The 12,467-nt window shown below is 37.6% G+C and carries 17 protein-coding genes; 1 reads left to right on the top strand and 16 read right to left on the bottom strand.

Annotated elements, in window-relative coordinates; all coding sequences use genetic code 11:
- Positions 1-22: 22 nt before the first annotated feature.
- The 10 genes from QN089_RS09460 to QN089_RS09505 form a co-directional block, all read right to left on the bottom strand.
- A complete protein-coding gene (locus tag QN089_RS09460; protein WP_068452538.1) occupies positions 23-691 on the bottom strand; it encodes a helix-hairpin-helix domain-containing protein in 669 nt (222 codons plus the stop codon).
- 78 nt (positions 692-769) lie between these two features.
- On the bottom strand, positions 770-1,507 hold the full coding sequence (locus QN089_RS09465) for a class I SAM-dependent DNA methyltransferase (protein ID WP_285215193.1): 738 nt from the start codon (positions 1,505-1,507) through the stop codon (positions 770-772).
- A complete protein-coding gene (rsfS, locus tag QN089_RS09470) occupies positions 1,500-1,853 on the bottom strand; it encodes a ribosome silencing factor (protein WP_068452532.1) in 354 nt (117 codons plus the stop codon). Before rsfS ends, QN089_RS09465 begins: the two co-directional genes overlap by 8 nt.
- 18 nt (positions 1,854-1,871) lie before the next feature.
- On the bottom strand, positions 1,872-2,429 hold the full coding sequence (gene yqeK / locus QN089_RS09475) for a bis(5'-nucleosyl)-tetraphosphatase (symmetrical) YqeK (protein ID WP_087680298.1): 558 nt from the start codon (positions 2,427-2,429) through the stop codon (positions 1,872-1,874).
- Positions 2,398-2,988 carry a nicotinate-nucleotide adenylyltransferase gene (locus QN089_RS09480; RefSeq protein ID WP_285216428.1) on the bottom strand — a complete coding sequence of 197 codons (591 nt, stop codon included), beginning with the start codon at positions 2,986-2,988 and terminating at the stop codon, positions 2,398-2,400. The genes yqeK and QN089_RS09480 overlap by 32 nt, the downstream gene beginning before the upstream one ends.
- Before the next feature lie 10 nt (positions 2,989-2,998).
- Complete coding sequence (gene yhbY / locus QN089_RS09485) at positions 2,999-3,304, bottom strand: ribosome assembly RNA-binding protein YhbY (RefSeq protein WP_068452524.1); 306 nt, start codon at positions 3,302-3,304, stop codon at positions 2,999-3,001.
- Between the two features lie 5 nt (positions 3,305-3,309).
- Complete coding sequence (aroE, locus tag QN089_RS09490; RefSeq protein ID WP_285215194.1) at positions 3,310-4,143, bottom strand: shikimate dehydrogenase; 834 nt, start codon at positions 4,141-4,143, stop codon at positions 3,310-3,312.
- A 13-nt stretch (positions 4,144-4,156) separates the two neighbouring features.
- Positions 4,157-5,260, bottom strand: a complete 1,104-nt coding sequence (gene yqeH / locus QN089_RS09495) for a ribosome biogenesis GTPase YqeH (RefSeq protein ID WP_068452519.1) — start codon at positions 5,258-5,260, stop codon at positions 4,157-4,159.
- Entirely contained in the window at positions 5,260-5,781 is a 522-nt protein-coding gene (locus QN089_RS09500) for a YqeG family HAD IIIA-type phosphatase (protein ID WP_068452516.1), read from the bottom strand. Before QN089_RS09500 ends, yqeH begins: the two co-directional genes overlap by 1 nt.
- 48 nt (positions 5,782-5,829) lie before the next feature.
- Positions 5,830-6,615: a phosphatidylserine decarboxylase gene (locus QN089_RS09505; protein ID WP_285215195.1), complete on the bottom strand. Its 786-nt coding sequence runs from the start codon at positions 6,613-6,615 to the stop codon at positions 5,830-5,832.
- 99 nt (positions 6,616-6,714) lie between these two features.
- On the opposite strand from QN089_RS09505, the gene pssA reads away from it, so the two are divergent.
- On the top strand, positions 6,715-7,239 hold the full coding sequence (gene pssA / locus QN089_RS09510; RefSeq protein ID WP_068457299.1) for a CDP-diacylglycerol--serine O-phosphatidyltransferase: 525 nt from the start codon (positions 6,715-6,717) through the stop codon (positions 7,237-7,239).
- Between the two features lie 160 nt (positions 7,240-7,399).
- Here pssA and mtnN read toward each other — a convergent pair whose 3' ends face one another.
- From mtnN to QN089_RS09540, 6 genes are all read right to left on the bottom strand, one after another.
- Positions 7,400-8,092 carry a 5'-methylthioadenosine/S-adenosylhomocysteine nucleosidase gene (mtnN, locus tag QN089_RS09515; protein WP_068452512.1) on the bottom strand — a complete coding sequence of 231 codons (693 nt, stop codon included), beginning with the start codon at positions 8,090-8,092 and terminating at the stop codon, positions 7,400-7,402.
- Between the two features lie 75 nt (positions 8,093-8,167).
- Positions 8,168-8,812 carry a DUF1510 family protein gene (locus tag QN089_RS09520; protein WP_285215196.1) on the bottom strand — a complete coding sequence of 215 codons (645 nt, stop codon included), beginning with the start codon at positions 8,810-8,812 and terminating at the stop codon, positions 8,168-8,170.
- Between the two features lie 213 nt (positions 8,813-9,025).
- Positions 9,026-9,502: a transcription elongation factor GreA gene (gene greA, locus QN089_RS09525; protein WP_068452507.1), complete on the bottom strand. Its 477-nt coding sequence runs from the start codon at positions 9,500-9,502 to the stop codon at positions 9,026-9,028.
- A gap of 103 nt (positions 9,503-9,605) precedes the next feature.
- Entirely contained in the window at positions 9,606-10,244 is a 639-nt protein-coding gene (gene udk, locus QN089_RS09530; protein ID WP_068452504.1) for a uridine kinase, read from the bottom strand.
- A 1-nt stretch (position 10,245) separates the two neighbouring features.
- A complete protein-coding gene (locus QN089_RS09535) occupies positions 10,246-11,520 on the bottom strand; it encodes a peptidase U32 family protein (RefSeq protein WP_068452498.1) in 1,275 nt (424 codons plus the stop codon).
- A gap of 13 nt (positions 11,521-11,533) precedes the next feature.
- Positions 11,534-12,463 (bottom strand): peptidase U32 family protein, encoded by a 930-nt coding sequence (locus tag QN089_RS09540; protein ID WP_068452496.1) that lies wholly within the window; start codon positions 12,461-12,463, stop codon positions 11,534-11,536.
- Positions 12,464-12,467 lie beyond the last annotated feature (4 nt).

The following is a 12,467-nucleotide window of genomic DNA, read 5'->3' on the forward strand; positions in this document are numbered from 1 at the left end:
GAGTTGTTGCCCATAGTAAATATTATTGTACAGTAATCGATGATTTTAACTTTTCGAATGTTTTTTCACCAAAACCCGTTACTTTTTTTAAGTCATCAATGGTTTGAAATAGACCGCTTTCTGTGCGGTATGCAATAATGGCTTTTGCTTTCGCTGGACCAATACCTGTTAAAGTTTGTAGTTGTGTTTCATCTGCTGTATTTAAATTTACAAGTACTGTTTGTTCTGTCGAGCTACTTGTATTTCCTTGTGCAGTTGATGCAGAGGACGGTGTGCTCACAGAATTATGGTCCGTCTTTTCACCTTTTTTCGGTACATAGACAACCATTTCGTCTTTCAACTTCTCTGCAAGATTAATTGCTTTCGGATTTGCAGACTGATTATAGCCTCCTGCTTCACGAATCGCGTCCATAACCCGTGCTTCCGCATCTAACTGATAAATACCTGGTTTTTTAACAGCACCTTTTACATCGACAATAATCGCTGTTGACGTAAGTTGTGTACTATTTGTTTGCTTGTTGGGGGTTTCAGTAGAAGTTGGGGGTACTTCCACAGGTTGAATAAGTGAGGTTGGCTCTTGTGTCGCTTGTAGTGATGGTTCTTTTTTCGTCCAAAGATAAAGACTGATTGCACCAATCACCAGAAGGAGTATGCCAAGATGTTTTTTATATTGTATAAAAAAAGATGGCATTGCTTGACTTCCTTTCATTCGAGGAAGTTCACATGAGCTAATGCCATCTTATCTTATTTATCCAAAAATAGGAAGTCTTTATTTTACTGCATGGAAAAAAATACGTTCTGATTCTGCTGTTGGTGCTTGTTCACTAAAGTCAGCAGTTACATGAATGTTTGTAAAACCAATCTCTTGCAACAGTTGAACATAATCATCTACCGCAAACGAACGTTGAATATGTTGTTCATCAAAGCGCTCAAAAAGGTCTTCTTCTACTTCAACAAAGAATGTCATATCATGTTCGACAGTATGCGGTGTTTCAAGAGCTTCCGTATGCCAAATATATGTGACTTCTCCATCATCATATGTAAAAGGTCCATCCATAAAAATCGTATCCATTTTATAAAGTGAATGCACATCGAAAAAGAGTTGACCACCCTTACGAAGTGATTCGTAAATGCGTTTTAGCGTCTCTTTTACTTGCGACCATTCTTGTAAATAGTTGATGGAATCAATCGGAATACAGACAACATCTAAATCCACAAAGCCATCTAACTCGTCCATCGATTGGCAGACGAGTAATGCTTGTTGACCTTGTGTTTGTAGACGTGTATTAGCCATCATTAACATCTCTTCTGATAAATCAAGACCAACTGCTTCATAACCCGATTGTAAAAGCATGGATAACATGACACCCGTTCCACATCCTACATCTAATAATTTAGAATGCGTTGTTGCAGGTGCATGTTTTGTAATCCATTCAACATATTGATCGTATGGAATGTCTTCCATTAATTGATCATAAACTTCTGCAAAACGTCCGTAACTATTCATGTGTGTCATCTTCTACATATAGCTCTGGTGCATCGCCCCATAGACGTTCTAAGTTATAATAACTACGCTCATCGCGGTGGAATACGTGTGCAACTACATCACCTAGGTCAATTAATACCCAACGTGCTGCGTCAAAGCCCTCTACACGTTTTACTGTGTAGTTTGCCTCATGTGCTTTTTCTTGAATTTCACGTGCGATTGCTTGTACTTGGCGGTCTGAATTTGCATGGCAAATTACAAAATAATCGGCTAGTAATGAGATTCCTTGCATATTTAATACGACCAAATCTTCTGCTCGTTTATCATCTGCTGCTTTAAAAACAAGATTTAATAATTCATGTTCCATTAACTCGTAACCTCTTTCCTATAACAATAAGTCATTATAAAATTTAAAAGAATCTGGGAATACTGCTTGTTGTTGCTTCATTAAAAAGGCGATAGAGTGGCGAACAGAGCGCAGTGATAAATCATGTAGATTCTCTACTTCTGCTGCTTCACGCAGTTCATCAATTCCAGGGAATTTACGATTCGGCTCAATTAAATCCGCAATATAAATAATGCGCTCCAAGTTACTTGAACCTGCTCGTCCTGTCGTATGATAGCGAATCGCATGCAACACATCTTCATCTTCAATATGAAATTCTGTTTTTGCCACGTAAGCTCCGACAGGCCCATGCCATAATTCATGATGATACGCTAACAATGTAGGATCCATTTGCTGTTCTTCAATCACCTGTTTCATCCAATCGCGGTCGGCATACTTACATACATCATGTAGAATACCCGCAATCTCTGCCTTCTTTACATCTTCACCAAAACGTGCTGCGAGTTTCATCGCCGTATCAGCCACACCAATCGTATGAATATAACGTTTTTCAGGCATACGGTCTTTAATGGCTGCGAGTAGCTGTTGTCGTTCCATATAACCCTTCCTCTCGTATATAGTGTTCGACTTTCTGTGGTAACAGATAACGAACGGACTGATTATTTTTTAGACGTCTACGTAAAAGAGTAGACGATACATCGATAATTGGCGCTGCTACATGTATGACTGGTAATTCACTTTTACCCTCTGTTCCTGGGCGATCAACACCAACAAAATGAACGAGTTTAAGTAAATCCTCAATGCGATACCATGTATGAAGCGAATCGACCATATCGCCTCCGATGATAAAATAGAAATCACAATCTGGCTCGCGTTCTTTTAAAACTTGCAACGTCTCAAAGCTATACGACGTATCGCCTTTTTGAATTTCATACGGTTCAAGTTTAAACTTGGCATGATCTTCAATGGCAAGGGCTGTCATGTGTAAACGTTGTTCGCCTGTCGCACCATTCGGTTCTTCTTTATGCGGCGGAATCGCATTTGGCATAAAACGTACTTCGTCTAAGTCAAGTGCTTGTAATACTTCATTCGCCATCAATAAATGTCCAACATGTGGTGGATTAAACGTGCCTCCCATAATTCCTATTTTCTTCATCATCTTCACCCTACTTTGCTTTTGGTAATTCAATGCGACGGTTTTCGCGTTTTGGTGCTTCTTTATAAAGCACGACTGTTAAACCGATTAATTGAACTAATTCTGCATCTGTTCCTTCTGCTAATTCAGCTGCTACATCGCGCTTATCGAATTCACAGTTATCTAAAATACGCACTTTAATTAACTCACGTACGCGTAAAGCTTGTGTAATTTGCACGAGCATCGCTTCATTTACGCCGCCTTTACCTACTTGGAAAATCGGGTCTAAATGATGTGCCTCTGCACGTAAAAAACGTTTTTGTTTACCTGTTAACATAATAATTAATTTCCTCCTAAATGTGTCAACAACTGCTCTTTCACAGCTGTTGGGTCGGGACTTTGTTTCGTCCAATATTCAAAGGCAAGGGCACCTTGATGAATGAACATACCTAAGCCCGATACAATCGTTGCACCCTTGTCTTGTGCTGCCTGTAGTAAAGGCGTCATTAATGGATTATACACAATATCTGCAACAATTGCTGATGATTTTAATTTTTCAAGTGAGAAAGGTATCGTCACCTGACTATTTTTCATACCAGCAGGTGTTGTTTGAATCAGAATCGCGTACTCATCCAATTGTTCACTTGCTGTATTTAACGAAATCGCTTGTGCTGGAATTGTTAATTCAGCGCAAATTTGCTGTGCTTTTTCAACTGTACGATTACAAATCGTTACATCTGTATAGCCTATTGACTCAAGTGCAAACGCAATTCCTCGCGCTGCACCACCAGCCCCAATCAACAATACCTTTTTATGTCTTTTCGCATCGCCAATGACTTCTTCTAACGAACGAACAAATCCTAAACCATCTGTATTGTAGCCCTTTAAACGTCCATCTTCTAAGCGAACAACCGTATTGACTGCGCCCATTTTTTCAGCTGTTTCATCTAAAGCATCTAAAAATGGTCGAATTTTTTCTTTATGTGGAATCGTCACATTAAAACCGCTAATTCCAAGTAATTTCATCGAAGCAACAGCCGCTTCTAAATCTTCTTCTTTCACATGAATCGGCAAATAAGTCGCGTCGATTCCGAGTTGTTGAAACCATTCATTATGCATCATTGGCGATAAAGAATGTCCAATTGGATCTCCAATGACTGCGTACCACTTTTTCATGTCAAAATACCCCCTAAATGAGTGACGGACGAACTTGTACTTCTACGCCTTCTGGTGCATAAGCTGCAATCACGACATTTGGATCTTGTACAGTAATCCAACCTAAACCTGAAAAGACGATATCTGTTTTACCTTCTTTAATCGAAAATTCATGACGTACTAAACGAGGAAGTTGGTCGATGAATTCAGCAGTTGGTGGTGCTAATAATTCACCTTTGTGATTCTCATACAATTCATCTGCCTTTTCTAATTTTGTACGGTGAATTGTTAAATCATTCGCTACATAAACTGTGAAGGCTGAACGCTCTCCTTTGATAAAGTCAAAACGTGCTAATGCACCTACAAACAATGTTTGCTCTGCATTCAACTGGAATGTTTTCGGCTTGATTTCTTTTTTTGGCATAATATATTTTAATTCAGATGAATCTAAATGATGTGCCATTTGATGATGATTAATAATTCCTGGTGTATCATAGATTCCTTTTTCGTCATCCAGTGGAATTTCAATCATATCAAGCGTCGTTCCCGGGAAGTGTGATGTTGTAATCACATCGCCATGCCCTGTAGCCGTCTTAATAATGCGATTAATGAATGTTGACTTCCCTACATTCGTACAACCTACCACATATACATCTTCTCCACGTCGGTATGTGTCGATTGCTTCCATCGCTTCATCCATACCAAGACCTTTATGTGCACTCACAAGTAATACATCAACTGGTTTTAAGCCTAACTTCTTCGCTTCTTGCTTAATCCAATGTACCACTTTTTTCTTATTCACAGATTTCGGCAATAAATCCACTTTATTCGCGATTAATAATACTGGATTCGAACCAACGAATCGGTGTAAACCTGGTAACCAACTACCATTAAAATCGAAAATATCAACGATTTTTACGATTAGACCATTCTGTGTACCTAAGCCATTTAAAATGCGTAAAAAATCATCATCTGTTAAAGAAACAGGTTGAATTTCGTTATAATTTTTCAAACGGAAACAGCGTTTACAAATTACGTCTTCCTTTTCTAATGAAGATGCAGGTGCATAGCCCGGTGCTTTTGGATCCTCTGTTTGTATTTCTGTTCCGCAACCAATGCAGTGTAACTTTTCTTCCATTATGATTGTTCCTCCCAAGTTGGTATTCCTTTTTTGTCTAAATACTTATAGACTCTTTTTTCAATCGCACGATTAAACTTCGTCACAAAACCATCTGAGTTCGCGACTGGTTTGACAAGCATCGTATAAATTTTCATACGATTTGCGCCCATCATATCCGTTAACATTTGATCTCCTAGCATTAATACTTGATTTACGGGTAAATGTAAAGTAGATAATGCTTCTTTAAAAGCGCCTGTCAATGGCTTACGCGCACGGTAAATATAAGGCAACTCAAGCGGTTCTGCAAATTTTTTCACGCGATCTTCCGCATTATTTGAAGCAATGATGACACGAATGCCTGCTTCTTTCATTGTTTTCAGCCACTGTTCGACTTCAGGCGTCGCTAAAGCACGATCCCATTCAATTAAGGTATTGTCCAAATCTGTAATGATTCCTTTAATACCCAAAGCTTGTAACTTTTCAGGTGTTAAATCTAAAACAGAACCGACAAATTCCTTTGGCATAATTAATTTATACAAATGATGTTCTCTCCATTTTCAATTGATTTTTCATTTTACCTCATAAGATTATAACATATTACAAAAGGCTTCTCCCACCTGTATATGTGCACCTTGTTGAACATTTGGTAAAAATTCAACGGATTTTTCTTCAAATAACATTACAACGGTTGAACCGAATGCAAAATAACCAATCTCTTCGCCTTTTACCCATCTAGTAGATGTATTGGTTAATTGAATGGTATTAACGAACATCGCCCCTACTTTAATGACTGCCACTGTATCATCATATTTTGTTTTTAGTTCTGTGACCATACGGTAGTTTCCTGAAATCGGCTTTCTACCATACTTTAAACCGGCTTGATTTACAGGATAGCTATTATTCCCTAAAATGTATTGGCGCTCAATTTGACCATCTACAGGGCTGTGTACACGGTGATAATCTGCAGGACTTAAATAGAATACAATATATTGCCCGTTTTTGTAGCGCTGTGCATTGTCATGTTTACCTAGAAGCTCATCTAATTGATAAACCTGCCCTTTTACAGTAATCGATGTATTTTGTGTAATAACACCAAATGATTCAATTTTAGAATCTGCTGGACTTGTCATCACATCTAAGCGACCATCAACCGGACGAGCACTCGATTTTAGCTCTCTCGTAAAAAATTGTTGTAAAGTTGGGAAAGAATCGACTTTTTTTGAAACTTCCTGGGTACTAATATCGTATATATGGATATATGACTGGATGAATCGTTTGCTAATTTTGGAGTTCATCATTGTTTTTAAAAGATGCGATGACCACTTCTTATTCGTGAGTTCAATCGCAGTTTGGTACAGTTTCTTTTTGAGCATAATTATGCCTCCGATTTTTTTAATGATTTACAGTTGATATCTTAAAGACTTATAATAGTCTAATATTGAATAAAATTAAAGGAGTGTTGTCCATTGAATATGGTGGATATCACAGTAAAGAAGATGAAAGCAAATCTAGCGAACCTCATCACCCTTGGAAACATCTCATTCGGTGGTGCAGCGCTAATGGCTACAATCAATGAATCATACGGTTACGCGGTCTTATTTATTCTTATTGCTGCTTTGCTGGATCGATACGATGGTAAAGTCGCACGAAAATATAATCTAGAATCAGAGCTTGGTAAACAACTCGATTCGATGAGCGACATTATTTCGTTTGGTGTAGCACCTGCAGTATTAATGTATGAAGTTGAATTGACCGCTTACGGTAACTTAGGCATGGTCATCGCGGTATTATATATCGCTTGTGGTGCATTCCGACTTGCTCGATTCAATGTTACTGAATCAAATGGTTATTTCACTGGACTACCGATTACGGCTGCCGGAGCAATCTTAACCATCTCATTTTTCTTCTCGCCATGGTTATCAACGGCTTTCTATGTCGTATTGTTCCCATTACTTGCGATTTTAATGATTAGTAATTTCTCATTGAAGAAAGTGTAAATAAAGCGAAAGTTATGCCTCTTAGGTGTGACTTTCGTTTTTTTGTTATACTATTCTATTGTATCTTCTTTCCATTATTTATACGAAAGAAAATTGAATTTGTTTCATGAAAGTTCACAAAAAAATGAGCCACGCCTTTTCAGTACGTGACCCCATTATCTTATAAACTTTTAATTGTTTCTAATACAACTTGTGTCGAATGCTTTGCAGCTACTGGTAAAAATTCATCAAAGCTAATATTCGATTCTTTACCTGCGATATCCGATAACGCACGAATCACAACGAATGGTGTACCGAATTGATAACATACTTGTGCAACTGCTGCTGCTTCCATCTCAACAGCTTTCATTGTTGGGAACTGCTTACGAACGACTTCCACACGTACAGGATCATTCATGAATGCATCACCTGTTGTAATTAAGCCCGTCGCTGCTTGGTGTTCACCAATCTTTTGAACTGCTAATTCTGCTGCTTGCATTAAGTTTGCATCTGATTTGAATGCAGGTGGCATTTGAGGTACTTGACCAATCTCATAACCAAAGATTGTTGCATCAACGTCGTGATGGCGTACTTCATCTGAAATAACGATTGCACCTACTTCTAAATTCTCATCATATCCACCAGCTGAACCTGTGTTAATGACAACATCTGGTTTGAACTCATGTAAAAGAATTGTTGTAGACATGGCTGCATTCACTTTACCAATACCACTCTTTAAAAGGACTACATCTTTACCTTCGTATGTACCTTCTGTATATTCTGAGTTTGCAATGACTGTTGTTTTTGGATTTGAAATGGCTGCACGTAGTAACTCCACTTCTTCTTCCATTGCACCGATTACGGCAATTTTCATCGTTTGTTCCGCCTTCCATAGAAAAAATACGTTCTATCTTACATTACAGACTATTTGAAAATCCGTCAATGCCAATTAATAAGCACCTTGTAGTTGATTTAGCACTTCTACTTTTTCTGGTTTCCATCCTTTTTTTGCTACCCATTTTAAAGATACACGATATTTTTTCGTTTGATCTTTTGAAGATACTGTGATAATTGATGCATCTGCTGATCCATTACCTTTCGCATACCAAAGAATCCAGTCTTCTTCTTTAAGACCTGTAATATTTTGAACAGCTTGTAATTTTTCATTCCAGTCAACTGTACCCGCACTATAACTTGATACGTGCATTGTTGTACCATCATCTTGTTGCGCTGTTTTATATGGCTTCCATTCCTTATCTTCAATTACTTCATCAACAATTGCCTCATCTGATTTTGATACTTTAACCGTATCACTTTTTTTCAGTTCTTCCACATCTTTTACGACAGTTGGTTTAACTGTTTTTTTCTTTTTAACAGGTTCTTCCTCTTTAGGCGTCTCTTTTTGGGGTTGAGCTGTTACAGCTTCTTTTTCTGGCTCTTTCGCCTTTTGTTGTTCTTCACCGCCCGAAAAAATAATACTAGCTACTAAAATAATTAAACCGACAACAAGTGCGATTAAATAATTTAAAATACGGTCGCCTTTTTGTTTACTCGTCATATGTTTTTTTGAACGATATCTTCTTTGTTCTTCCATACTTTCACCTCTTAGTTACCGTCATAATAGCATATTTAATGAAAATATGCTTTCTGTTTGAATACGTTGTTAGCAAATTGAAATATTTTAAAGGTTGCATAACATATTTTACATTCATAAGACGTTTTTTTAGATAAAGAGTTCTTTATTAAAAAAGACTGAGACCTATGTGTTATAAAACACAATTTGTCCCAGTCTTTTTTCTATTACTTCTTATTTAATCGATACGATACGAACGTCCATATCGCCACCAGGTGTATTGATTTTTACTACATCATCAACCTTACGACCTAGTAAAGCTTTAGCGATTGGTGAATCGTTTGAAATACGTCCTTCGAATGGATCTGCTTCTGCTGAACCAACGATTGTGTATTCTTCTTCATCTTCGTCTGGAAGTTCTACGAATTTTACTGTGCAACCGATTGTTACTGTATCGCGTGCATCTGAACCTTCTTCGATAATCATCGCATTACGAATCATTGTTTGTAATAAAGAAATACGTCCTTCTACAAAACCTTGCTCATCTTTTGCTGCATCGTATTCCGAGTTCTCAGAAAGGTCACCGAAACCACGTGCGATTTTAATGCGTTCTACAACCTCTTTACGTTTTGTCGTAATTAGGTACTCTAATTCTTCTTCTAATTTTTGCTTACCCGCTGCTGTCATTGGGTATTGTTTTTCGTTAGACAATACAATCCACTCCTTAAGTACGATATAAAAATACTATGTCGCCATTCGTAACGAACGCGACATAGTGATTTCTCATTAACTTCTGTTAATCATTACCATGATATTACACAATGGTGTCAGATTCAACAATTGTTTTTATTTTTGTAACCATTAAATCGATTGCGACTTCATTTTGACCGCCTTCTGGGATAATAATATCCGCATAACGCTTCGTCGGTTCGATGAATTGATTATGCATTGGACGAACAACTGATAGGTATTGTTCAACAACTGAATCAATTGAACGACCACGCTCATTAATATCACGTAAAATACGACGAATGATGCGTAAATCTGAATCGGTATCAACGAATAATTTAATATCCATTAAGTCACGTAAACGTTCATCTGCTAATACAAGAATACCTTCTAAGATAATTACGTCTTGTGGTTCAATATGCTCTGTTTCTTTTGAGCGTGTATGCAAAGCATAATCATAGATTGGCTTTTCAATTGGCTCACGATTCAATAACTTTTCAATATCTGCAATTAATAAATCGGTATCGAATGCATTTGGATGGTCATAGTTTGTTTCAAGACGTTGTTCAAACTCCAAATGACTTTGATCTTTATAATAATAATCTTGTTCAATCACGACAAGGTTATGGTTTTTAAATACTTCATGAATTGCGTGTGTCACACTCGTTTTACCAGAGCCTGAACCTCCTGCAATTCCAATGACAACCGGTCTCTTTTTTGTCATCTTAGCGCATCTCCTTACGAATCATATCATGTGCATTCACTTTATGCTCACATTTGAAACGAACAATTTGTAGTGGATGTCTTGCTGCATCCAATGATTCGCCTTGTTCATCAAAGATTTCTTCTACAACGATTGTAAAGTTCTCAATCGCTGGACCGAAGAATTCGATTTCGTCGCCTGGTTTGAAGTAATTACGTTGTTGCAATGTAACCATTTGTGTTTCTTCATCGTAATCAAGTACCATACCACAGAAGTCGTAGTTTGTTTGTTTACCATGAACGCCAAACATTTGTTGTTCATAACTTGGTTCGCCTTCGAAGAATGAAGAAGCTGTTTCACGATTTGCACATTTATCTAATTCTTCTAACCATTCACGTTTGATGACAAAGTTTTCTGGGTCTGCACAATAAGCATCAATTACTTTACGATACACCGTTACAACTGTTGCGATATAGTGAATTGACTTCATACGACCTTCTACTTTTAATGAGTCGATGCCTAGTTCGATAATTTTTGGAATCGATTCAATTAATTTTAAGTCTTTTGGACTCATCGCAAATGCTTCTTTTCCTTCTTCGAATAACGGCTTTTCTTCGCCATCTTCTACTGCATATAAATCATAATCCCAACGACATGATTGGCAGCAACCGCCGCGGTTTGAGTCACGCGCTGTCATATGGTTTGATAATACACAACGTCCTGAATAAGCGATACACATCGCACCATGTACGAATGATTCGATTTCGATATCTACTTTTTCTTTCATTAATTGAATTTCTTCAGCACCTGTTTCACGTGCTAATACAACACGTTCTAAGCCCTGTTCTTTCCAATATTGAACTGCTTTCCAGTTCGATAGAGATTGTTGTGTACTTAAATGGATTTCAAGCTTTGGTGCGACTTCTTTACATGTTTCGATAATTAATGGGTCAGCTACGATAATTCCTGTAATGCCAACGCCTTCTAATGCTTGTAAATAATCTTCTAAACCGTCCATATTTTCATTATGCGCAAAAATATTTGTTGTTACATAGATTTTCGCACCATAACGGTTAGCAAATTCAACACCTTCTGCCATCTCTTCGATTGAGAAGTTCCCTGCATTTGAACGTAGTCCAAACTCTTGTCCACCGATAAATACCGCATCTGCTCCATAATGTACGGCAATTTTTAATTTTTCCAGATTCCCAGCAGGTGCTAACAGTTCTGGTTTCTTCGTAATGACACGCTTGCCATCAATGATTTCTGAAATACGATCATTTATAATAGTCGTCATGTTACGTCTCCTCCTAATAAACTGTTTCTTTGAAGTAGAATCCAGTATCTAACGGACGTAATTCTGGTTGAATCTCTTCAATTTTTTCAAGTAAGTCTTGCTTCATATCTTCGTATGCATCTTCTGACTCCATGTACGCATCAATCGCTTGACGGTAGCAAGCTGTTACTTCAACTGCATAGTCATCTGAGCATAGAACCGAATCAAATTTAAATGAATCAACGCCTGCTTCAAATAATTCATTTAGTTCATCAATAATACATACATCATTCGGACTGTAAATGTGTGTACCATTTAAATCTTCATAGATTGGGTATTTATTTTCACGTTCTTTATCATGTAAAAACATATTTTTCGCTTCTTTACGATTTTCAACTTCCATCGCTTTATCTTGGAATAAGAAGTAGTTGCCTAAAAGCGGACGTTTTGATTGGAACATACATGTCATACCATGCACCAATACTTCAATCTCAACTTCTGCGTTTTCTTTAATCTCTACAACTTCTTCCATGCTTAATTCACGAGCTAAATACGCGCGTGTTGCACCGCGTTTACCCCAGTAATTCGCTTGGAACCAGTTTGTAGAAATTGTTTCTGCATCCCAGTGAAGTGGAATTTCACAATTTGCTTCTCGGCGTGCAATAATAACAGCTGGATCGCCGAATACGATACCGTCTACATGTAATTCCGTTAGTTTTTCCATATAAGGAGCTAAATCATCGACACGATCATTATGATAAATCGCGTTCATTGCAACATAGACTTTTTTGCCTGCTGCATGAATCATTTTTGTTGCTTCTGCTACTTCTTCAATTGAAAATTCGCCTGCTAAACGCAAACCAAATTTTTGTTCACCAATTAAAAAAGCATCTGCACCAGCTTCAATCAAACGTGCTACGTGTTCAACTGAATGGGGTGTTACAAGTAATTCTGGTTTTTTCATGTTG

The sequence above is a fragment of the Kurthia sp. YJT4 genome, from assembly GCF_030219945.1.
In the GTDB taxonomy this organism is placed as follows: domain Bacteria; phylum Bacillota; class Bacilli; order Bacillales_A; family Planococcaceae; genus Kurthia; species Kurthia gibsonii.